At 27.3% G+C, this 23,286-nt stretch carries 22 protein-coding genes; 2 read left to right on the plus strand and 20 right to left on the minus strand.

Annotated elements, in window-relative coordinates; genetic code table 11:
• Positions 1-2: 2 nt before the first annotated feature.
• The 10 genes from DY249_RS05220 to DY249_RS05265 all read right to left on the minus strand — a co-directional run bounded on the left by DY249_RS05220 (position 3) and on the right by DY249_RS05265 (position 9,458).
• A complete protein-coding gene (locus tag DY249_RS05220; RefSeq protein WP_115595415.1) occupies positions 3-692 on the minus strand; it encodes a 4'-phosphopantetheinyl transferase family protein in 690 nt (229 codons plus the stop codon).
• The gene (locus DY249_RS05225; RefSeq protein ID WP_115595416.1) at positions 667-1,428 is read right to left on the minus strand and encodes a thioesterase II family protein; all 762 of its coding nucleotides are present in this window, start codon (positions 1,426-1,428) and stop codon (positions 667-669) included. The genes DY249_RS05220 and DY249_RS05225 overlap by 26 nt, the downstream gene beginning before the upstream one ends.
• Positions 1,429-1,529: 101 nt before the next feature.
• Entirely contained in the window at positions 1,530-2,516 is a 987-nt protein-coding gene (gene aroF, locus DY249_RS05230; protein WP_115595417.1) for a 3-deoxy-7-phosphoheptulonate synthase, read from the minus strand.
• An 18-nt stretch (positions 2,517-2,534) separates the two neighbouring features.
• Positions 2,535-2,960, minus strand: a complete 426-nt coding sequence (aroQ, locus tag DY249_RS05235) for a type II 3-dehydroquinate dehydratase (RefSeq protein ID WP_115595418.1) — start codon at positions 2,958-2,960, stop codon at positions 2,535-2,537.
• On the minus strand, positions 2,938-4,179 hold the full coding sequence (locus DY249_RS05240; protein WP_115595419.1) for a shikimate kinase: 1,242 nt from the start codon (positions 4,177-4,179) through the stop codon (positions 2,938-2,940). Before DY249_RS05240 ends, aroQ begins: the two co-directional genes overlap by 23 nt.
• Before the next feature lie 11 nt (positions 4,180-4,190).
• A complete protein-coding gene (gene aroC, locus DY249_RS05245) occupies positions 4,191-5,282 on the minus strand; it encodes a chorismate synthase (protein ID WP_115595420.1) in 1,092 nt (363 codons plus the stop codon).
• Positions 5,269-6,543: a 3-phosphoshikimate 1-carboxyvinyltransferase gene (gene aroA / locus DY249_RS05250; RefSeq protein WP_115595421.1), complete on the minus strand. Its 1,275-nt coding sequence runs from the start codon at positions 6,541-6,543 to the stop codon at positions 5,269-5,271. Before aroA ends, aroC begins: the two co-directional genes overlap by 14 nt.
• Before the next feature lie 5 nt (positions 6,544-6,548).
• Positions 6,549-7,604 (minus strand): 3-dehydroquinate synthase, encoded by a 1,056-nt coding sequence (gene aroB, locus DY249_RS05255; RefSeq protein ID WP_245943534.1) that lies wholly within the window; start codon positions 7,602-7,604, stop codon positions 6,549-6,551.
• The gene (locus DY249_RS05260) at positions 7,604-8,944 is read right to left on the minus strand and encodes a salicylate synthase (RefSeq protein WP_115595422.1); all 1,341 of its coding nucleotides are present in this window, start codon (positions 8,942-8,944) and stop codon (positions 7,604-7,606) included. Before DY249_RS05260 ends, aroB begins: the two co-directional genes overlap by 1 nt.
• A 130-nt stretch (positions 8,945-9,074) precedes the next feature.
• The gene (locus DY249_RS05265; RefSeq protein ID WP_115595423.1) at positions 9,075-9,458 is read right to left on the minus strand and encodes a metal-dependent transcriptional regulator; all 384 of its coding nucleotides are present in this window, start codon (positions 9,456-9,458) and stop codon (positions 9,075-9,077) included.
• Positions 9,459-9,906: 448 nt separating this feature from the next.
• On the opposite strand from DY249_RS05265, the gene DY249_RS05270 reads away from it, so the two are divergent.
• Positions 9,907-10,275, plus strand: coding sequence for a hypothetical protein (locus DY249_RS05270; RefSeq protein WP_034440659.1), 369 nt, complete (start codon positions 9,907-9,909; stop codon positions 10,273-10,275).
• On the plus strand, positions 10,275-11,645 hold the full coding sequence (locus DY249_RS05275; protein WP_115595424.1) for a relaxase/mobilization nuclease domain-containing protein: 1,371 nt from the start codon (positions 10,275-10,277) through the stop codon (positions 11,643-11,645). The genes DY249_RS05270 and DY249_RS05275 overlap by 1 nt, the downstream gene beginning before the upstream one ends.
• 172 nt (positions 11,646-11,817) lie before the next feature.
• On the opposite strand, the gene DY249_RS05280 is transcribed toward DY249_RS05275, so the two are convergent.
• The 10 genes from DY249_RS05280 to DY249_RS05325 form a co-directional block, all read right to left on the minus strand.
• Positions 11,818-12,339, minus strand: coding sequence for a VanZ family protein (locus tag DY249_RS05280; protein ID WP_115595425.1), 522 nt, complete (start codon positions 12,337-12,339; stop codon positions 11,818-11,820).
• A 27-nt stretch (positions 12,340-12,366) separates the two neighbouring features.
• Entirely contained in the window at positions 12,367-14,142 is a 1,776-nt protein-coding gene (locus DY249_RS05285) for an ABC transporter ATP-binding protein (RefSeq protein WP_115595426.1), read from the minus strand.
• 30 nt (positions 14,143-14,172) lie between these two features.
• On the minus strand, positions 14,173-15,402 hold the full coding sequence (locus tag DY249_RS05290) for an ABC transporter permease (RefSeq protein WP_115595427.1): 1,230 nt from the start codon (positions 15,400-15,402) through the stop codon (positions 14,173-14,175).
• A 121-nt stretch (positions 15,403-15,523) separates the two neighbouring features.
• Positions 15,524-15,724, minus strand: coding sequence for an Apre_1838 family putative sactipeptide bacteriocin (locus DY249_RS05295; protein WP_115595428.1), 201 nt, complete (start codon positions 15,722-15,724; stop codon positions 15,524-15,526).
• 66 nt (positions 15,725-15,790) lie between these two features.
• Positions 15,791-17,347 (minus strand): radical SAM protein, encoded by a 1,557-nt coding sequence (locus tag DY249_RS05300; RefSeq protein ID WP_115595429.1) that lies wholly within the window; start codon positions 17,345-17,347, stop codon positions 15,791-15,793.
• Positions 17,307-18,587: an ABC transporter permease gene (locus DY249_RS05305; RefSeq protein WP_115595430.1), complete on the minus strand. Its 1,281-nt coding sequence runs from the start codon at positions 18,585-18,587 to the stop codon at positions 17,307-17,309. Before DY249_RS05305 ends, DY249_RS05300 begins: the two co-directional genes overlap by 41 nt.
• A 1-nt stretch (position 18,588) precedes the next feature.
• Positions 18,589-19,476 (minus strand): ABC transporter ATP-binding protein, encoded by an 888-nt coding sequence (locus DY249_RS05310; protein ID WP_115595431.1) that lies wholly within the window; start codon positions 19,474-19,476, stop codon positions 18,589-18,591.
• Between the two features lie 213 nt (positions 19,477-19,689).
• Complete coding sequence (locus tag DY249_RS05315) at positions 19,690-20,733, minus strand: sensor histidine kinase (protein WP_172540062.1); 1,044 nt, start codon at positions 20,731-20,733, stop codon at positions 19,690-19,692.
• On the minus strand, positions 20,726-21,409 hold the full coding sequence (locus DY249_RS05320) for a response regulator transcription factor (protein WP_115595432.1): 684 nt from the start codon (positions 21,407-21,409) through the stop codon (positions 20,726-20,728). Before DY249_RS05320 ends, DY249_RS05315 begins: the two co-directional genes overlap by 8 nt.
• A 768-nt stretch (positions 21,410-22,177) precedes the next feature.
• The gene (locus tag DY249_RS05325) at positions 22,178-23,263 is read right to left on the minus strand and encodes a single-stranded DNA-binding protein (protein WP_115595433.1); all 1,086 of its coding nucleotides are present in this window, start codon (positions 23,261-23,263) and stop codon (positions 22,178-22,180) included.
• Positions 23,264-23,286 lie beyond the last annotated feature (23 nt).

Consider the following 23,286-nt stretch of genomic DNA (forward strand, 5'->3'; position numbering starts at 1 on the left):
ACTTACCTCCCCAAACAAATAAATCCCGTATATTTAGAATCAAACTTTAATACTAATAACTCTTTGCTTTTATTTCTTTTTTTATCTTTAATTTCTGCCTTTACATTATTAATATATTCAATCCTTATTTCTTTAAGATTCCTAAGTAATCCTACTCCCTCGTATTTTAAATATGCCTCTTTTGCTGTCCAATACTTAAAAAAGCTTTTATGATTACTGCCTACTCTCTTAATTTCTTCTTCATCAAAACAACTCTTTAAAATATCATAATAATTAAATTTAACATTGATCTTTTCAACATCCACACCTACGTCTTTTTTTGAAAAAGCTATTACTATGCAGCCATCTGTATGAGAAATATTAAACTTAATACCTTTTTTGTTTTCAAAATACGGCTTATTAAACTTATTTCTTAAAATAATTAAATCATCCACTTCTTTACCCGAAATATATTTTAGAGATAAGTTTAAAACACTTCTAGAAACTAAAAAGTTTATTTTCGCCACTTTTGATTTATAATCTTGAGATTTACAAATTTCATCTTTCTTTAATAAGCTGATTAAACTATCTTCCTCAATTCTTTCAGTGTAAATTATAATAAGCACCGCATCAAATATATATAAGTTTTTTTTAACATCCTTTAAATTTTCAAAGTCTTTATTTGTTCTAATTATAAATTCTTTTATCCTCATTAATTTCTATAAACTTTTTTATTTCCTTTATGACATCGTTAGACGAAGTATTTACAAACATATGCTTTCCTTCGATATATCTATAAGTAAACTTTCTAGTAGTATAATCTTGCCATTTCTGTAATTCCTCTAAACTCATCTCCTGATCAGCATCTCCCATTAAACCCAATATATCACTATCTATTTTTTTATAGTTCTGATCTAAATAGTTTTCATCAATAGTAAAATCTGCTCTAAGAGTTGGAAGAAAAATATTTATCAGCTCTTTATTATCTAAAATTTCTATTGGAGTTCCCTCATATCTTCTTAATCCTTCTATAAAATTTTCATCGTCAAGATTATATATAGGATTTGGTGCCTTAAAACATGGAGCTCGACCAGCCGATATTATTACGCCGTTTGGGTTTACTAAATCACTTTCTTTAATCTTTAAAGCCAGTTCGTAAACTACTTTTGTGCCCATACTATGTCCAAAAAAATAATAAGGCACTTTAAAATCAAACATTCTTATAGCTTCAAACAACTCTCCAACCAATTCATTTATATCATCAATAGCTTTTTCAGGGAATCTATTCTCTCTGCCAGGATATTGAACAATATATAATTTACTATCCTTAAAAAATTCTCCCCATTTCCTAAAAGGAGCTACCCCTCCACCCGCATAAGGAAATATGAAAATTGTATTTTTTGTCTCACCATCTTCTATCTCATTTCCCTCTATAAACCATTTGCTCAAACTATTACCTCCATAAGATACAATTCATAAATTAAGTTAGTGTGACCTAACTTAATAATAACATATTCTAACTTTCTCTTGCAATAATTAAAATTTTTCCATCATCTTTTCTTATTCTGTACCTTTAGATACTGTATTATTTCGCTTAAATTATACATGTTTATAGATTGCATACCATCACTCCAAGCGTTTTCTGGATTCGAGTGAGATTCAATAATCAATCCATCTGCCCCCGCTGAAATTGACGCTCTAGACATTGACTCTATCAATTCTCTTTTTCCAGTTGCATGACTTGGATCTGCTATTATTGGTAAATGTGTCATTTTTTTCAATAATGGTATAGCAGCTATGTCCATCGTGTTTCTTGTGCATTTTTCGTAAGTTCTAACTCCTCTCTCACATAAAATAATTTTTTCATTACCACCAAGCATAATATATTCAGCACTTAATAAAAATTCTTTTATAGTTGCACTCAATCCTCTCTTTAGTAAAATAGGCTTATCTATTTTCCCTAATTCTTTCAACATGGAATAATTGTACATATTTCTTGACCCAACCTGAAAGATATCTACCTTGTCTATCATATAATCCAAATCTCTGATGTCCATTATTTCAGTCACTATTGGCATATTAAATTCTTTTCCAATTTTATAAAGTATATCAATTCCACCTTTCCCCAGCCCCTGAAAGTCATAGGGAGATGTTCGTGGTTTAAAGGCTCCTCCTCTTAGTATATCTACTCCTATTTTCTTAATTTCTGTAGCTATTCTCCTAACTACTTCTTCCGATTCGACAGAACAAGGACCTGATATAACGACAGGTTCTTCATCTCCAATCCTAATTCCTTTTACCTCTACCGTGGTTTTTTCCTTATATGCTTTTGTTACTAAATATCCATTCTCAATAGAAATATCGTTTGTATTTAGAAAAGCCTCTTCCTCATTTTCTATCGTTGGGCATAAAGCATTATCAAAAACATTAATGATATAATAGTCCTTAATGTCATAATCTTGGTATAAAATATTTTCTTTTTTTAAATATCTCACACATGCTTCAAAGTCTTCCTTTTCTTTCAAAATATATTGCATTTTATTACTCCTTTCCTACTATTTAATTAAATATTCAATGGCTTGAAGATAGCCTTCAACACCATTACCACATATTGTTCTCTCCGCATACTCTGAAATAAATGACTTCTTCCTATAATCTTCCCTATTCATTGTATCCGTTAAATGAACCTCTATCGTTCTTGTCCCTACAGATTTTAAAGCATCCAAAATAGCAATAGAAGTATGTGTATAAGCCCCAGCGTTAATTATAATTCCACTATAAGTATCATATGCACCTTGAATAGTATCTATTATTTGTCCCTCGTAATTAGATTGAAAAATTTCTATATCCACATTCAATTTACTAGAGTATTCTATTATTTTTTTACATAAATCATCATATGTTTCTGTACCATAAATGTCAGGTTCTCTAATACCTAGCATATTCAAGTTAGGCCCATTAATTACTAAAATTTTTTTCATACCATTTTATTATTTCCTCAGTCGTCTTTGAAATACTCTTATCATTCTTTACAATGTGATCAGAAAGTTGAATATACCTAGAGTTTCTCCTATCATAAAGATTATTTATAACATCTAGTCCTCCTTGACAAAGAGGTCTTCCATTAACATCAAGTTCATTTGTCTCTCTTTTTAAATATATAACTGCTGAATTATACATTAAATATCCCCAATTTTCTATATCTTCAATAGCACCTCCTCCTGTAGAAATTATTTTAGATAATGATAATAACTCTTTCTTTATAATTTCTTTTTCTATTTGACGAAAATACTCTATTCCTTTAGTTTGAATAATATTACTAATACTGTTTTTTTCTCGACGTTCTATACATCTATCAATATCAACAAATTCTCTATTCATCATATTTGCTAGTTCTTTACCTATTGTAGTTTTGCCACTTCCTGGCATCCCAATTAATACAATATTGGATAACTTTTTCTTTATTTTGCCACAGACATCGTCTATAGTAGAATCATCTATCTTCTTGTCTTGAAAAATTTCAGAAGCCATTTTCCCTTGAGCAACTAACATCAAAAGCCCCGAATTAGTTCTGCATCCTAATTTATTTGCTTCTATTAACAGTTTTGTTCTTAACGGATTATAATTTAAATCAAAGACATAAACTAGCTTAGTTAGTTTTGTTATATCAATAGGATAACTTTCATCTACATTTGGAAAAACTCCAACTGGTGTACAATTTATAAGGATTTCTGTGTCGCTAATAAGTTTTTCAATGTCATGATGCTCTATATCATTTCTAGTAATTACTTTTACATTCTGAAAACCACTGTCAGCTAATGCCGTTTTAGCCATTTTTGACGTAGCACCCGCTCCAAGTATTGAAAAAGAAACTTTTTTATTGGAAAAACTTGTCTTTTTAAGAGTATATAAAAAACCATAATAGTCTGTGTTGAATCCATATAATCTTCCGTCTTTATTTACTACAGTATTTACGCATCCAGTACTCTTTGCACTTTTATCTAAATAATCACAATAATCTTTAACTAAAACTTTATAAGGGTTGGTAACATTTATTCCTTTAAAATTCTTTTTCTTTATTATTGCTCGTATTTTTGCTTCATCTCCTTCAATTAATTCATATTGATATTCTCCAAACTCTTTATGTATTATGGGAGAAAAACTATAAATAAGATTTTTCCCGAGTAAACCGTATTCCATATATTAATTCCTCATATTATCAATTCATTTATTAAATAATCTAATATAACTAAAGACACTACCGATTCAACAACAACGACTCCTCGTATCGCTATACATGGATCGTGTCTTCCTTTTATCTCTATAATGACATTCTTCCCTGTTTTTAAATTAATTGAATTCTGCCCTTTCCCTATAGAAGGTGTTGGTTTAAACGCAACTTTCAAATTAATGGGCATTCCATTACTCATTCCACCAAGTATTCCCCCAGAATTATTACTCGTTGTTTTTACTTCTCCTTCACTTATATAAAATTCATCATTATTTTCTGAACCTAACTTTAAAGAGCCATCAAATCCAGATCCAAATTCAATTCCTTTTATTCCTGGAATAGCAAAAATCATCCTTGATATTCTATTTTCAATGCCATCAAATATCGGATCTCCGATTCCTGATCTTAGTCCTATCACTGAGCATTCAACAATTCCACCCGTAGAATCTTTTCCTTTTCTTAATTCTTCAAAAATTTTATCTATACTTTCAACGCCATTCTCATCGATTATGTAATATTTATTATTTTCAGATATTCTCATTGCTCTTTCTATATTTTCTGCTTCGCTATGAGATTTATCTACAAAATCACAGATTCGATAAAGATGAGCTGATACATGAATATTTTCTTTTTCTAAGATTTGTTTAGCAATGCCTCCAAAAGCAGTCAAAACAGCCGTCAATCTTCCAGAAAAATGTCCCCCTCCGCTCAAGTTAATATCCTCTCCAAATTTAGCTTTTGCAGCAAAGTCGACGTGAGATGGTCTCGGAATATCAACTAAATCTTTATAGTCATCTGGTACAACATCGTTATTTTCGATAAGTATCGCAATTGGGTCACCCATAATAGTATTATTTTTTATTCCTGACAAAAATTGAATTTCATCCCTTTCCCTTCGTTTTGTTATATATTTGCCATATCCAGGGCTTCTTCTTTTCATAAATTCTTGTAATTTATTCATATCAATTTTTTGCCCATAAGGAAGTCCATCTATAACTCCACCAATAACAGCACCATGTGATTCTCCAAAGATGCTCACTTTAATATTTTTGCCAACGCTAAATGATGACATCTATAAAACCTCCAACTTTCTTAAAATCTTCAAAAAAATTAGGATATGATTTGTCTACTGATTCTGCATTTAAAATCAAAACTTCATTTTTGCTTCTTATAGAAGCTATTGTTGAAGCCATAACAATTCTATGGTCATTGCATGAATTCACCATTCCGCCATCCAACATTTTTTTGCCTCTAATAACTAATCCATCATCTATTATGTCCACATCCGCTCCTAAGCTCTTTAGCATATGAAAAGTACTTTTTATTCGATCGCTTTCTTTATATTTTAATCTTTTTGCACCTTTTAAAATACTCGTCCCTCTTGATACTGAGGCTACTACTGCTAAAATAGGAAATAAATCAGGAATTTCCGAAAAATCTAACTCAAATGATTTAAATTCACTTTCTTTTGATATGATACTATCATCGAAGCAAGAAACATTTCCTCCTATTTCTTTTAAAATTCTAACTATACTCTCATCTCCTTGACTAGAATTTAGCTCTAACCCTGATACACTTATTGAATTTCCTAAACAGCCACCTACAATAAAAAATGCACTATTGGACCAATCGCCTTCTATTTGATACCTTTTAGGGATACTTATATTTTTTCTTCCACCATAAATTTCAAAATTATTGTTTTCTATTTTATTGACCAATATCCCAAACTCTTTTAATATTTTTACAGTCATATCTACATAAGCTGATGATTCTAATCTTGTGGTTAATTCTATAAAACTCTTCTCATTTAATAATGCGCAAAGAAAAAGTAAACCACTAATATATTGAGAGCTAACATCTCCTTTGATTTTAAAATGATTTGTAACTATTTTATTACGTATAGTTATAGGAAAATCGTAATCATCAAAATATAACCCTGATTCTTCTAATGTTATTATTAAATCTTCGATTGGTCTTTTTCTAAGTTCCTTATCACAATCAATTATAACTTTATCTGAAAATTGATTTGCAATCGGCAAGATTAATCTAAGAGTTGTTCCACTCTCTCCACAATTTATATTAACTTCTCGCTTTAAATTATTTCCTAAGCTTATTATATTTATACATCCTTGATCAAGTTCAACTTTTGCTCCTAATTCTTTCATACAGTTAACTGTTGCTTGTATATCGTTTGATATTATATCGGAAACTTTTAATTTTGTTTTTTTATTAATAGCAATAGAACTCAATATAATCGCTCGATGTAGCATTGATTTTGACGAAATTGATTCTATTTCTCCCGAAATTCTATTTGGTCTTATTTTAATATTCACACTTTTTACCTTTCAAAACAATATTTTAAAATCTTCCTCAAATCATTTTTTTCTACACTACTAATTCTGCCATCCCCAATCTTTTTTGGATATATTACATTTAGTGTATCTCCACGACTTTTTTTATCTCTAAGAATTTCTTTGTACAAGTTTTCTAAGCTGTAATCACAACAAATAGGCAATTTATATTTTAATAATATCTCGTTAATGCTGTTGTATGACGTAGTATCTGTTAATCCCTGCTTATAGTATGATCTTGTAATCATAGCCATACCTGTAGCAACTGCATACCCATGAGCTATAGAATAATTGCTCACTTTTTCTATAGCGTGACCTATTGTATGCCCGAAATTCAACAATTGTCTTTCATTTATCTCTTTTGGATCTTTTTCCACAATCTCTTTTTTTATTTCTATGCTCCTTTTTATAATATTACTCATAGTATTTCTATCATAAATCTCTTCCTCATTTATTAAATCAAATAAATTTTTATCTTTTATAATAGAACACTTTATTATCTCTGCGAGCCCATTTGTAAATTCTTCTTGCGGAAGAGTTTTTAAAAAATCTAAGTCTATAAATACAGCTTTAGGAGCATAAAAAGATCCTATCAAATTTTTGCCATCTTCTGTGTTGATGGCCGTCTTAGAACCAATTGAAGAGTCCACCATTGCTAATAAACTTGTAGGAACTTGGATATAGTCAATTCCTCTCATATAAGTTGAAGCTATAAAGCCTGCTAAGTCGCCAACCACCCCTCCTCCAAGGGCAATAATAAGATCATTTCTATCAACATTTATTGAAGTTAAAAATCTTATCAATTTATAATATTTAGCTATATTTTTAGATTTTTCACCTGCTTTGATTACATATTTATAACTTTCTGTATTTTTAAAATCAAAATTCTTTTTAAAAATCTTGTCAACGTTCTCATCAGTAATTAATATAACTTTCTCGTATTTATCATTTCCAGAAATATATTTACTAATTTCTAAAAAATACTGACAATCAAAAAACACATTGTACTTTGAATTAAAATAATCAATATTGATGTTCATCATTATTCCTCTTCAAATACCAACTCATCTAAAATACTTCCTGATTTTTCTTTTGTTTCTTCCAATTCTCTTTTGCAATTAGAAAGTTTAACTATTCCAGCACCAACCCTGATCCACGTTTCCGCACTTGTCTGATAAGCAGTTCTTAATGCCAAGGCAACATCTAAAGTTCCATTTTTATCATAAGTTAATACGCCTCCGCTATATATTCCTCGCTTATCTTTCTCTATCCTATCTATTGCTTCAATACATTCTTTTTTTGGTATTCCTGATGCTGTTACTGCTGGAAAAAGTGCTGTAAACGCATGCCATTCATTAAATTCTTTCCTCAAAGTTCCTTTTAACCTTGATGCTAAATGCTGAACAGTGCCTCTTTCTAGTACATCCATAAACCTAATTACAGATATGCTATCTTCATCACAAACGCGTTCTAATTCTTGAAAAGCTAATTTTACAGAAACAGCATGCTCCGCTATTTCTTTTGGATCTTTTAATAGTTCTCTTTTTAACTCTTTATTTATTGCTAAATCGTTAGTTAATGCTCTAGTCCCAGCTAACGGAAATGTATATACTTGCCTTTTCTTATCAACCTCCACTACAGTCTCAGGGCTGAATCCTACAGCTTCCAAATCTCCTATTCTAAAACAATATGATCGAGCAGGTGTATTAAACTTCCTTCCTTTCAAGTAACTATCTTTTATAGAAATTTTTTTCTCTAAATTAATCTTTCTAGATAAAATCACTTTATCATATTTGTCATTTTTAATTTCTCCTATAGCTTTTTTGACTATTTCCTTATAATAATCCCCATCTAAATTCTTAACTTCTTCTAAATTAACATTAAAATCTTTATCTTCTAAATCAAAGCGTTCTGTATCAAAGTTTAAAATAATTTCATCAAAATTATCTATAGTTTTTATTTCTAATGAATCCTTCAAAATTCTAATATCGGTTCTAGGAATAAATAATTTCATCAAAACTTCTTTGTCGCTAACATTCTTTAAAAAAGTATTCTTAGCATAATTAAAATCTGCAATCCCATACATTCTCCAGTCATCAAAATTAAGCTCATTAAAAATTTTCTTAATATCTTCGCTTAAATCGTTCACCACATACTCTACTGAATGCCCTTCTTGCGTTAACAATATTTTATTTTTATATACTTCAATTCCTATGTATTCTCCTATGCCCAGCGATATTTCATCTTCATTTTCATATATCATGTATGAGTTATTTCCTATGACATTATTATTTATTATGCTTACAGCTAAATCAAATAAATCTAATTCTCTTTCTTGTGAAATTTCTATAGTTTTTTTCTTATACTCTCTTTTGATATCCATTGACTTAACACCCTCCTTGATTAAGTTAGTTTTGACTAACTTAATTTTATCATTAATGATATTAAAACTCAATATCTTTCCAAATAAAAAAATAAGCGGCCAAATAATTATTTGACTGCTTACTTTTCATTTATTGATTATTTTTACACATAAAATCTTTAATCTTATTAAAGGTGTTATCTGATAATATGTGCTCAATTTCACACGCTTGTTTTTCTGCTTCTTTTTGATCAATTCCCAATTTCAAAAATAAATCTGTTAAAAAAATATGCTTTTTATATAATTCTTTTCCTACCCTTATACCCTTACTAGTTAGTTTTATTGATCTATTTTCTCTGTAAGCATATTCTTCTTGAATTAATTTATTTACTGCAACACTAACAGATGCCTTGCTTAGCTCTAGATATTCTACTATATCTTTGTTGTAAACACGATCTTTTTCTTTTAACAATATATAGATAGTTTCTATATAATGTTCTTTTGAAAATGCTATATTATGCAAATTTTCTTTCAATTTATACCCCCTATCTTAAAATTTTAATTATTCAATTTCCTAACATATTATACTATCTCATTTTTAAAATAAAGTCACTATCTTAAATTTTTATATCATATATAGAACTTGAATAGCAAGCACAGTAAGTGCATATGCACTTACGAAAAAATAGATTAAATCAACTATAAAGCCACTGTTTGTTTTAATCTATTTTGCTTGTTGGGGAATATCCCCAAACCCCTAATTTTTTTAACTTGCATTAGCTATCCTTATAAAAAATATTTACATTCTCTCATATACGAAATTTGATTATTCTTTTTAAAGGTGATAAAATATAAGATAATTAGAAGCAAAACTCAGGAGTTTTCTTAAAGAATATATAATAAATTAAACCTGTAAAACAAGTTGCTATACTTGCTTTTACAGGTTTTTCTTTTTTTACTTAACTATATAAAGGAGGTAACCTATGGCAAATAGAACTAGAAATAACGGGATATATCTAATGCTATCTGATGAAGAATTGGAATTACTGAACAAAAAATATAAAGCATCAAAATGCAAATCTCTTAGAGCGTTTATTATAAAATGTATTTTAGAAAAAGATATCTTTATTCTAGATATGGATGTTTTTCGTGAAATGTCAACAAATATAAGTCGTACTTCAAGTAGTATAAATCAAATTGCAAAAAGAGTAAACTCAACATCCCTTATATATAAAAATGATGTAGATGATTTGAAAAAATCATTAGAAAAACAAGCAAAAGATATTTTATCCATGCGTAAAAAAATATACTCTCTTACCTATTCCAATAGTTTTAATACGGAGAAAAAATAATGGCTGTTACTAAAATTCATCCTATTAAATCTACCTTAAAAGCTGCCCTTGATTATATTATGGATAGCAATAAAACAGACGAAAAAATTCTAATTTCATCTCTAAATTGTAACCCTACAACTGCTCATTTAGAGTTTGAACAAACAAAAATAGAATGTAATTCTAAAGCTAAAGTTTTAGCTAGGCATTTAATTCAAGCTTTCGCACCTGGAGAAACTACACCTGAAGAGGCTCACAAAATTGGAATTGAATTATGTGAGAAGGTGCTGCAAGGAAAATATGAATACGTAATAACTACCCATGTTGATAAGGAGCATATTCATAACCATATTCTATTTAATAATGTTTCTTTTGATACAGGTAAAGCCTATCAAAGCAATAAAAAATCTTACCATCAAATTAGAAATTATAGTGATGACTTGTGTAGAAAATATAAGTTATCTGTTATATATGAAGACTATATGAAGTTTAAAAATAAATATAAAACTAATGGAAAATCATATAAAGAATATATGGAATTTAAAAAAGGGACATCTTGGAAATATAGACTTCAAATATCTATTGATCATGCTATTCAAAAGTCTAATAGCTATGATAATTTTTTAAAAACTATGGAAGAATATGGATACGAAATCAAATTAGGCAAGTACCTATCTTTTCGTCATAAAGAGCAAGGAGAAAAAGGACGATTTATTCGTGCTAAAGAAACTACTCTTGGAAAAGATTATACCAATGAAAAGATCAAGGAAAGAATCGAGAATAATATGAATAAAAAGTTCGTAAAAATTGATTTTGATTCTTCTACGAAAGCATACAAAAAAGTTGACAATATAATAGACTTAAAAAATAATAAAAAGATACAATCTTCTAAAGCTTATGAAATATGGGCAAAGAAGCACAATATGAATACTATGGCTGACACTTTAAATCAACTCAGAAAGTATGGGCTGACATCTAATATAGATCTAGAAAATAAACTTCAACAAGAAGCCATTAATAGGCAAAAAACTTTAGATAAAATTAAGGATATAGAAAAAGATTTGAACAAAATCTATACTGCAATTGAGGCTTTAAACACTTTAAAAATAAATAAATCTATTTATGAAATCTATAAATCAAACTCTAAAGATAAAGAATTTTATGCCGAATACAAAACTCAAATTATTGCATACGAAAAATCAATAACTATTTTAGATAAAAACAAGTATAAAAATTTAAGCATAAAAGAACTATCAAATATTTACGATGAATATAAAAGTAAAAAAGATATTCTTATGGTAGAATATTCCAATAAGAACATCTTGATTTACGAGCTTACTCAATTAAGAAAAAATACCGATAGATATCTTAATAATGAGTTATATAAGTAATATTTTTTGCTATCAAACAAAAATATTACTCTGCAACTTACCACAAATAAATATCAACTTTGTTAAGATAATTATATGATAAATACTTTTATAATAACTCTCTTAATTAGGTAGCTTAAGCCTTTATTTACTCAAACAACGCTTAATTATAGCCTTAAATCTTTAATTTTATCTACATACCATTATATTTAAGAAGAATAATCAATATTAAACTTATAAAAATAGCACCAATAAAAGCTATCAAGAAAATAAATCTATCTACTTTAAATTTAGATTTACTTTTTTTAACAAAAATACTATATAATGTTATTCCTAATATACCGCCTAAAGTATTATTAATTATGTCAGTTATGTCAAATATTCCTATCGATAACACATACTGCAAAGATTCTACAATCAAACTAAATGTAAGCATAAAAAATATGCTTTTCGAACTTTTTTTATCAAAAAATATAGATCTAATCATAATTCCTAATGGTAAAAACACAAGTATATTTAATACCATTTCATCTAAAATAACTTTAATATCAACATTATTGTCATGGTAAAAAGGAATTAAATTTATTTTCCTTTCAATTAATAAATCATTAATAGAAAATGACATTTTAAAAACTAGAATAAAGATCAGCCAAATTATATAATATATAGCTAACATTCTCATTCCATTTTTGACATTTTTTTCTTGAAGTCTCACTAATAACTCTCCTTTAATATCCTGAAATCATTCAAACTCATTTTTATACATTAACTTATAGCTATCACAATTCAAAATTAGTTCGTTATGACTCCCATCCCCTACTATTCTACCATTATCCATCACGATAATTCTGTCGCAATTCATTGCACATCGTATCTTATGAGTTATATAAATAATTATTTTATCGTCTGAATTATTTAAAATATTATCAAATATATTTTTTTCAGAAATTATATCTAATGATGAACTTGGTTCATCAAATAACAGCAAGCTTGATTCCCTATACATAGTTCTTGCTATCGCTATTTTTTGCCACTGCCCTCCTGAAAGTTCATGTCCATTCTCAAACCAATTACCTATTACTTTGTTAATATTATATTTGTTATCTTCTTTTAAAAACTTAGCATCAGCATTAAATAATGCTGTTGAAATTGAGCCTTCGCCTTTATTTTCGTAAACCTGGCTCAATATGACATTTTCTTTTATTGTGCCTTCGTATTTCAGATAATCTTGAAATAATGAGCTAGTTTGTGCTCTATAAGACTCTATTTCTATGTCTTCAAATTTTATACCATTGACCAAAAATAGTCCAGAATCAGGACTATATAATCCAGATAAAATTTTTAATAATGTACTTTTCCCTGAACCATTTTCACCAATTATCGCAATTGATTCCCCTTTTTTTATCTTTAAAGAAATGTCTTGTAGGACCAAATTATTACCATCATAAGAAAAGTTCATATTAGATAAGGATATTGTATTGATATCTTGTATTGAGCTTAGTATAGTTGTTCTATCTTCTTTAACATCATCAGCTTTAAAATTTAGAAACTCTTTAAGTAAGTTTATATATAAATTTGAATTAATAATATTGTATACACTAGTTCCTGTTTCATTAAGAGAACCTTGAAATATAGCAATTGTGTTTATATACATCATAGCTGTCCCAATTAAAAAGTCTCCATTATACGTTTTAAATGCAAGTTCTTTAAAAATATATATATTAATAAGAATTTGAATAAAATTTATAACAATTATTAATATAGCTTTCAATTTTTCAATGCTATTATTTTGATTAATAATAGTATCTGTTATTTCTGTATACTTATTAAGAAAATAATTTTTCAACCTAAAAGTTTTGATCTCCTTAAAAGCAATATCATGGGTTAATAAAAAAGAATAATACCAACTTTTCCTCTCTAAATTACTCCTTCTATTTCTAATATTAAACTCTAATTTACCTATTCTTATTTCTCCAAATACTGATACAATGGTAACTACAAACAAAAGAAGAACCAGATAATAATTCCATTTAATTAATACATATATGGCTATAATAGTCTGTGTCAAACTAGAAAATAAACCTATAACCGCCATTAATATTTCATATGGCTTTAATGTAGCATCCTGCTCTATTCTATTCAAAATATCATAAGTTTTATTATCTTCAAGCTTTTTTAAAGGTAAATCAGCACATTTTCCCATTACTTTGCTCATGGAAGAATAAATAACTTCATTACTCAATCTTTGTAAATAGTAATTTTTAATATTATCTACTATTATAGATATAAATTGTAAAGATAAATATATATATATAAGCCTTATAATGATATCAAATTTAATAGAATGAACTTGAATTATATTAACTATTGTCTGTCCTAATCTAAGTACTAAAAAAGGAAAAATACCACTTGCAATTGACAATATAATAATGATCGCAAAAGACTTTTTATCTGTTTCATAAATCATCTTGAATGCTATTTTTATACATTCAAGATGATTTATTTTATTCTTGCCCATATATCTATCCTCTACTTCTCATTAAAATTTTTATTGCTCTATTTTGTTATATGATTTTATACTTATAAATAAATATAGAGCAATATTGATTAAAGCCATTATTACTAAAAACTTTGGAATCCATAAAGTTATATTTGGCAACTTTACAAATTCAAACTTTTTGTACTGTTCAAGTAAACTGTTATCTCCAGTACCTAACCCAAAAGATGGAAATAAATATAATATAGGTTTAAACACAGATTTCCCATACAATAATGATGGAGTTAAAAATAAAGCACTTGATATGGCGGATGAAACCATAGAAGTTTTTGAATTTATAGCTACAAATATTGACAACATTGAACTTGCAATAGTAAACAGTACGCTTAATAAGAATGCATTTAATATAACTTTGCCTATGGTTAAATTAGATAATGATAGTTGATTAAATAGTAACGTTTGAAAAGATGAATCTAAACCATTAGTATAAAGATATTTAATAGTTCCATAATAAATTGATATATTTATAATCAAATATAACGATATAATACTTACTAAAGCAAGTACCTTGCTGTAAACATATTTATTTCTTCCATTTTTAGTTGTTCTAAAAATTGGATCTAGGTGATTCTCTTTATCCTCAACAATGCACTGTGATGAAATCAATATACAAATTAGTGATAATACCGTTATAAAAATATTTACGAAAAATAGTGTATCTTCACTAAAATATCCTCCATAATAATATGGTTTATTTACCTCTTTATATTTTTCTAGAGCAAATTCAGTTATCTTGTCATTGTTATATTTCTGTTTTATGTCCCTTTTCAACGCATCATAACAATTTTGATAAAAATTTAAACCTTTTTTTGTATCAAGTTCACTTACATCAAGTAAACCTCCTGATGTTGTACTTGTATAAGGATATGTTATCACTCTTAGTATTGGATTAAATTGTGATATATTTTTATTAGCTTTTTTCGATAATTTTTCCCTACTGTCTACATTTTCATTATCTAATGTTTTATTATAAAATTTTACTATTTTTGTCATTTTTTCTTCTGTCAAATAACCTTCAGAAGCTTTATCATCCTCATTAAAATGATCTATAGCCTCTTTTCCAAAATAGGTAATTGTATCACCAGAACTTATATCATAATATTGTACACTTCTATAAGTAATAAATGATATCAAAAAAGTAAAAAATAAACCCACGACCAAATAAACTCTTACTGATTTTTTAGATAGAAATCTTTTTAGTTCCTGTAAATATATATTCATAATCTACGCCTTCCTTAATATATTTGATAATGCAAATTATTTTTCTAATTTATGATTAATACAGAAACCCACAAAATATAGAACAGATAATTTCCTATATAGTGTGGGTTTCACTTAAAAATTAATCAAAAGATGCTCTTGGAGTTTTCATAGAACGTACTTTGTTACCAGTTCTATATTCTCCTTTACTACCGCAACCACATCCACAATGAATGCAACTATCATTGTTTCCACGATAACCTGCATATCCTGTAGAACACATACACGCTTGTGGTTGAGCTCCACTTCCTGGATGTCTACCTAACGGATTTATAAACTTCATAACTTCACCTCCTCATCACATATTTAAATATATATGTACCTATATATTTATCTAATTCACAATATTTCATTGAAACTCAATTTCGTTAAATTCCTCAAGTACATCTGGATTTTCTTCCAATATCTCATGATATTTTATCAAGCTACCTAACAAATAATTTCTTTCACTTCTACAAGAATTGTGTCTATAATCAAAGTGCATCCCATTTTTGTCATAACAATTTACATAGCATAGAGTGCATAAATTAATTGCCCAGCAGTCTTTGCAATATTTATTAGCTTCTTTAATAAAATCATCAAAATATAATTCTTTAATTCTTTTTTTATCAAATCCTTTGTCTACATTTCCTATCTCTGGAATATCCCCTACCTTTTCACAAATTTTGAAGTTTCCGTCAACTGTTACATATATTCGTCTTTCTCCAGGGACACAACAACCATTCATCCCATATTTTTTAACAGGTTTTTCAGATAATAATCTTTTGTGTATAATCATCATAGCTTTGTCGACATCAGCATCTGTAAATAGGACATTAGTATTATCTTTATTCCTTTTTTTATTTTTTTTATCCCACGATAAGATTGGATCGTAATAATCTTTTAGAATCATTCTTTCTTCATAAGATTGTGGTCTTGTATATATACTTTCATGTGGTCCATAATCTATAGAAGATGTTAATATATTTATATTATTAGGCAACCAATCGCATTCATTTAAATAAAGTTGTATTTTATCATACTCATCTTCGTAATCAGGTCCTTCGATTACCATATTTAATGTAATACTTTCTTTATTATTATATTTTTCCGCTGATTTTAATAGAATTTTTAATCCCCTAATAGTATTTTCAAAGCTTCCTTCCCCAGAAACAAACAATCTATTTTTATTATGAAGCTCTTTATATCCATCTAAACTTACTATAATATTAAATTTATTCCTCATAATATAATCAGCAATTTCTTCATTCATTAAAGTAGCATTTGTTGTCATAGAATAAATCATTTTATCAAATAACTTATTCGCATAATCTGTTGTTTTCTTTATAAGATCATAGTTTATTAATGGTTCTCCACCATAAAATCCAATATGACGTTCATCAGAATTTTGTGAATGAGCTTTTAAAAAATCAACAGCTTTTTTTGCTACTTCCCAGTCCATATTCTTATGACCAAAAGCTCTGTATTCAGGATGAGATTCATTATAGATACAATATTTACACTTTAAATTGCATTTCTCAGTAACCTCTAGTGTAACATTCTGTATCTCATTATCTAGTATCTCATCAATTTGCTCATAAGTTTTTCCAGTCAAACAATCAAATTTATTTGCTGAAAGTATGCTTTCTTTATTAATCGCATCTTTTATTTCATTTATAGCTTTATAAAATTCTTGTTCAGACATATCAAGTTTCATAAAATCCCAAAAATTTTCACTCTCTAAAAATTTAGTTAAGACTTTATAAACGTTTTCGTTTATTTGTGCTACCTTACCAGTACCACTATCATAATAATAAAAATTACGTTTTGTCTTAAATGTTTTGCCTAATCTTCCTGGATATTCTTCCTTGCATAACTCTTTGTACTTATTTTCTAATTTTTCTTCTTCTAGGGCTATTAAATCCATATTTACCTCCTTGTTTTGAATACATTATTACTATTAAACTTGGTAAAACAATAATATATATTACAGCTGATATCATTATAAGATTTGATGAACTCATCCAATTCCCAAAAACATTCACAAAATTAAAATCAGCAATTTGATTTTGTAATGAATTAATTAGTCCTATTCCTGAAGATGGGAAAACATAGTTTATAGCACTAATCATAGCTATAGGAGAAATAATCGTTGGAAATATTGATAATATTATTGACTTCGTTATTGACTCTGCTTTCCTTTTACTTAGTACAGAAATAATTAGTGTAGCAAGAATGGTTGAAATCAATATGATACTATTACAAATAAGCATATATTTATTAAACTGTCCAAAGTTCCAATTATGCAAACTTAAAGCACTAAACATCATCTGAACAGAAGTCTTTTTATACTCTGTTCCAAAAGCATAGTCTAATATAGAGCCTTGTATGAAGTTTCCTAAGAGCAAAGTTAATACCGAAATCGTAAGTATTGCTAGAATTTTATAGATGGCAAACTTTCTTCTGCCATATTTAGTTGTTTTAAATATATAATCTAAATCATTCTCACTATCTGACGAGAATATTGGAGCCGCTACTACAACCATTAAAAGTATTATTATCGTATTGTAGAATCCCCTATAATCATTTGCGTTTGTATTATAATATCCATAATATTCATAAGGAGTTTTTATTTTGTCCAATGCTTTTTCAGATTTTTTCATAATTTGATTCTGAGCTTTATTAGGATATTCACTTTTAATTACCATATTTAGATAATCAAATACTTTGTTATAAAAGTTTTTATTATCATTGATATCCATGCTTAAAACTGGAGAAAGATTATTACTTTGAATATCTGTAAATACTTCATTTACTTTCTTGCTTATATGTTCCATAGGCATAAGTTCTTTTGTATTAATTTCAGGTTTTAATTCTGACCTATCAGTAACATTGTTTTGTTTTAATACTTCTCTATATTTTTTTGTGCTATTATATATTAAATCTTCTGTCATATTACCTGAATATGGCTCTTTAGCTTTTTTAATATATTCTATTGCCTGTTTTCCTTTTAGATTTTTCACTTCATTTCCTTCCTTATAGGAAATTCTAGTAAAATTAATAGGAACTATAGAAAATAATATAGCTAAAAATAGCGATAACAATATTATAATTTGATTTGATCTTATTGATAAAATCCTCTTTATCTCATTTAAGTAAATTTTCATTTTAATTCACCTTAAAACTTCTATCTTCTGGAAATGTCCATAGATAAAAATCTTCCAAATTTGCTTTCGTTAATTTAGAATTCTCCAAAATATTTTCGTCATTTGAAATATATCTTATTAGAACATTGCCATCATCTTGATGTTTTACATTGACAATGTTTAAATTCGACTCTTTTTCCTCATATTCTCTAGTCGTCATAGATACTTCATATACCATGTTTTCAATTTTTGATACCAATTCATCTGTTGTTCCAGAATGAACAAATTTACCTTCTTTCATAATTAAATTTGAAGTTGATATATGTTCAATATCAGAAACTATATGAGTTGAAAGCAGAACTATTTTATTTTTAGATATTTCCGTGATAAAATTTCTTAATTTTATTCTCTCACCAGGATCAAGTCCTGCTGTTGGTTCATCTAAAATTAATATTTTAGGATCATTTAAAATAGCTTGACTAATTCCTACTCTCCTTCTCATTCCTCCTGAAAGCTTGACTACTTTCTTGTATTTAACATCTGATAGATTTAATATTTCAAGAGTTTTATCTATCATCTTTATTGTTTCGCTTTTGTCCATATCTTTTAAAGCCGCTACATATTGTAAAAATGAATATACAGTAAACTCTGGAGCACAAATGAATTCTTGAGGCAAGAAACCTAATAGATTTCTGTAACCCTCTCCTAATTCATCTATACTTTTCCCATTATATAAAATTTCGCCTTGACTCGGTGTACTAATCCCAGTGATCATTTTTATTAAAGTTGTTTTCCCAGCACCATTTGCACCTAAGAGTCCCCAAACTCCTGGAGTCAATGTAGCTGATGCATTATTAACCGCTATTTTATCTTTAAATTTTTTATTTACATTCCTAATTTCTAATTCCATCAAATACCTCTCTTACTAAAAAAGGAAGTTTAAATTAAACTGAAACCCTACTTCAATCTTCCTATTCCTTATTTTTATTTTAATATATATTATTGTTTGGTGTTTTAATTTCCTATTAATTAATTTTTAAGATTTTATTAATTTCCAAAAAATAAAAAACACCTCAATTATGTAAATTAAAACATAATCGAGGTGCTATTCTTATTTTACTTTTTATTTTGGCACACTTACGGTAAAAATAACTTTATTTTTAAAACTTTCTACCTCTATCTTGCCACCATGTAATTCAACTATTTCTTTTGCGATAGGTAGCCCTAAACCAGAACCTGCTTTTTTAGAATTTCTTGCTCCATTTAATCTAGTAAACTTGTTAAACATATTTCTCATCTGTGCTTCTTCTAGCGTATCAGCTTCATTAATAACTTTTACAATTGCAAACTTATAAGTTTGATATATTTTAACTTTTATTTCTGTATTAGGATAAGAGTACAAAAGTGCATTTTTAAAGATATTTTCAAAGGCTCTTTTCATCTTATCTGGATCAATATTTACAAATATTTGTCCCTCACTGAATATTTTTATCTTATTATCGTTTTCTTTCATCATAGGATATAATTCATCCTTTAATTGTATTAAAAAATACTCTAGATCAATTTTTACTTTAGAAATACTAATCTCACCATTATTTAATCTGGTAATTTCAAAAAATTGATTTATTAGCTCTTCTAATTCCAATGACTTTTCTAATACTTGTATAATATATTGCTCTCTTTGTTTATTTGGCAAGTCCCTCATTTCATCAAGCATTGATAGATACCCAATGATAGATGTTAAAGGAGTTCTCAAGTCGTGAGCTAAATATGTTATTAACTCGTTTTCATTATTTTCTCGTTTTTTGATTTCATATGCTGTATTTTTTTGCTTAAGTTTTAATTTATTTATAGAACTTTCTAAAGTTTTATAGTAAATCGGAAGATTTACTATACTCTCATCAAAATTATCAATCATTTTACATAAGTTAATGTATTCCTTTTCTAAATTTAAAAACTCTTTTGTTATTATAACTATTATTCCAAATAAAGACACAATAAAAAAAATCATATCCAATCTAACAATAAAAAATTTATATAATTCATTATTAAGTTTAAATACATTGATATCAATTGCAAGCATACAACTTAAAACTATAAGTAAAAATATAGCAATTTCTTTTATCAGCTTTTTCAGAATACTTTCAAAGTATTTATCTTTATCCAATCTTATAACCTACCCCCCAAACAGTTGTTATTATATTATTTTTTTCTCCTAATTTTTCTCTAATATGCCTAATATGAACTGAAACCGTATTGTTTTTTATATAATATTCATCCGGATATATTTTATAGAATAAATCTTCGGATTCTAGTACTTCAGATTTTTTCTCTAGTAATGATTTTAAAATAATAAATTCAATAGGAGTTAAATCAATTTCCTGTCCATCAACTAAAACTTCTCTTGATTTGATATTTAAATCCACATTTTGATAAGTTAAAATATTTCCTGTACCTTCTTTAGTTTTTAAATTATAATTATTGTATCTTCTTAATTGAGCCTTTACTCTAGCAACTAACTCTCCAGGTAAAAATGGTTTAGTTACATAATCATCCGCTCCAAAAGTTAAACCCTTGATTTTACTTGATTCATCATCCTTTGCCGTAAGCATAATAATTGGGTAATTATAAGATTCTCTAATCTTGGCGCATATATAATATCCATTTTCACCTGGTAACATAATGTCTAAAATAGCTAAATCAAATTCCTTTTCTTTAATATATTTGAGTGCCTGTTCTGAAGATGTAGCTCTCTTTATAATATAATCCTCATTTTTTAGATATATCTCTATTAAATCTAATATTTTTTCATCATCTTCTACTACTAATATAGAGTAATCCATAATTATCTTTCCTCCATTTTAGATCTATTAATTCTGTTAAAATAATTCAATCAGAATAAGAATTTAATTTTCATATAAGTGAATTCTAAAAATACAAACTATTCATGTTCATCTTTATCTTATAGACATCCTTTATCATACTAAAAACAATTATAATATCCTTATATATTCCTGAATTTATCAAATTTGTTATCTTTTTGTTTAATATATCTTCTCTTCTTACATATTATAGCTTCATAAAATTAACTACCTACTCCTCTTACAAACACCGTATATTGATTTACTATTGTATCACACATTTCAAATTTTTGCTTACTTTCAACCCTTGTATATATTTTATTGCTAATAAAAAATAAAAGCAATTAAAAACTATTAATTTATATATCCCCCTATAAAAATTTATTCCTTATGTTTTCAATTAAATTTATCAAACTTTACATTTGGCTGGCTAACATTCATATACTTTTTAGTAAGGATGAACAGATCTCGCTTTGTATAAAGATTTATAATCTTTTTCCAAATTAATCTATACTTTCTTGATAAACTCAGATATATAATTTCATTAGTCTGTTTATCTATACTAAATTAAAGAAAAAATCTCTTTTATTCTATTTATGTGCAGCAAATAGAATAAAGCTAAGACTTAAAAAATATTATATTATCAATTACATTTCTTGTTAGCTCTGATTCATCACATTTGTTTTTCTATAATATACTAATATTACAGAATAAATAAATTTATCCTGCAATATCAGCTTTTACTTCATTCTACCTTTCTACAGTATTATCTTTTCTTCCTTTATTTTCTATTTCTATATTTTTCTTGTTTTTAAATTCCCTTAATTTTTCTATAGTTGAAGACTTATCCTTAGTCTGCTCCTTTGCTTTTAATAACTTGGCAGAATATATCTTTATACTCCTATATTCTTTTCCATTCTTTCCTTTGTTGGTTTTTCCCTTACCAAATAAGTGTACAAAGTCACCCTTCTTCATATTACCTACTTGACTAATTTTATCATCATATGCGTAACAATCAGTAAATTTTACGTTTCCTTCCTTGTCATTTTCTGCTATAGAAAAGGAAGCAACTTTAAAGCTTCTTCCATCTTTTGCTTTTAAATCTTTGATCTCTATATCACTAGCTAAATTTCCATCTATGTTTAATATATCCTTGCTTTCTTTATCTACTTGTTCTCGATTAATTTCTAAATTTTCTTCTAGTCTTTGCTCATCTATATAATCCATAAACTTTTCATCAATAAGTCCCATTACTGAATCACTCATATAATTATCATAGGTAGCATTAAGAACCTCTTCATTTAACACTCCTGTTTCAAGGGATACGATCCCTTTTACAAATTCTTTATGATTATATTCAGCTAGAAAGTCTATTGTATTTTTCATACTTTTAAAATCAATATTTTGCATATTTGCTATAGTTTTTATATCGCTGGCATACCTTACTGATTCCCATTCATACTTTTCGCTTTTCTTATTTAACTTAATTCCTGTAGCTAAAATAAATTGATTACCATCAAATAGTGTAGCTTGATTATCTTTAATATCAAGTACAATTGTTTCTCCAAATTCTGTATTAATTACATTTCCTTTTCGTACGTCCATTAATATTCCTCCTATTAATTCTTCTTTTTCTTCATTGATTACAAATTGTTTTATTTCTTCAACTGTTGGATCATTAATTATAGTTTGAATAAAGTCTACTAATTTATCCTCTGAATCTCCTAAATTTTTGATTCCATACTCCACTAAGTTATTAATTATTCTTTGAGTTGCTCCATCAAAAGAAAACTCATCTTGTATAAATTCATTAAATCCATCTTTATCAAATTTCATATTCTATTCCTTTAGCAATATTA

It is taken from the genome of Anaerococcus octavius, from assembly GCF_900445265.1.
In the GTDB taxonomy this organism is placed as follows: Bacteria; Bacillota; Clostridia; order Tissierellales; family Peptoniphilaceae; genus Anaerococcus; species Anaerococcus octavius.

Coding starts and splice junctions, on each gene's coding strand:
- DY249_RS05320 (WP_115595432.1), bottom strand. CDS start 21,409: ATGGATTACTCTATATTAGTAGTAGAAGATGATGAAAAAATATTAGAT.
- aroF (WP_115595417.1), bottom strand. CDS start 2,516: ATGCAATATATTTTGAAAGAAAAGGAAGACTTTGAAGCATGTGTGAGA.
- DY249_RS05305 (WP_115595430.1), bottom strand. CDS start 18,587: ATGAAAATTTACTTAAATGAGATAAAGAGGATTTTATCAATAAGATCA.
- aroB (WP_245943534.1), bottom strand. CDS start 7,604: ATGATGAACATCAATATTGATTATTTTAATTCAAAGTACAATGTGTTT.
- DY249_RS05325 (WP_115595433.1), bottom strand. CDS start 23,263: ATGAAATTTGATAAAGATGGATTTAATGAATTTATACAAGATGAGTTT.
- aroQ (WP_115595418.1), bottom strand. CDS start 2,960: ATGAAAAAAATTTTAGTAATTAATGGGCCTAACTTGAATATGCTAGGT.
- DY249_RS05300 (WP_115595429.1), bottom strand. CDS start 17,347: ATGGATTTAATAGCCCTAGAAGAAGAAAAATTAGAAAATAAGTACAAA.
- DY249_RS05310 (WP_115595431.1), bottom strand. CDS start 19,476: ATGGAATTAGAAATTAGGAATGTAAATAAAAAATTTAAAGATAAAATA.
- DY249_RS05260 (WP_115595422.1), bottom strand. CDS start 8,944: ATGGATATCAAAAGAGAGTATAAGAAAAAAACTATAGAAATTTCACAA.
- DY249_RS05275 (WP_115595424.1), top strand. CDS start 10,275: ATGGCTGTTACTAAAATTCATCCTATTAAATCTACCTTAAAAGCTGCC.
- DY249_RS05270 (WP_034440659.1), top strand. CDS start 9,907: ATGGCAAATAGAACTAGAAATAACGGGATATATCTAATGCTATCTGAT.
- aroC (WP_115595420.1), bottom strand. CDS start 5,282: ATGTCATCATTTAGCGTTGGCAAAAATATTAAAGTGAGCATCTTTGGA.
- DY249_RS05290 (WP_115595427.1), bottom strand. CDS start 15,402: ATGAATATATATTTACAGGAACTAAAAAGATTTCTATCTAAAAAATCA.
- DY249_RS05240 (WP_115595419.1), bottom strand. CDS start 4,179: ATGGAATACGGTTTACTCGGGAAAAATCTTATTTATAGTTTTTCTCCC.
- DY249_RS05295 (WP_115595428.1), bottom strand. CDS start 15,724: ATGAAGTTTATAAATCCGTTAGGTAGACATCCAGGAAGTGGAGCTCAA.
- DY249_RS05220 (WP_115595415.1), bottom strand. CDS start 692: ATGAGGATAAAAGAATTTATAATTAGAACAAATAAAGACTTTGAAAAT.
- DY249_RS05285 (WP_115595426.1), bottom strand. CDS start 14,142: ATGGGCAAGAATAAAATAAATCATCTTGAATGTATAAAAATAGCATTC.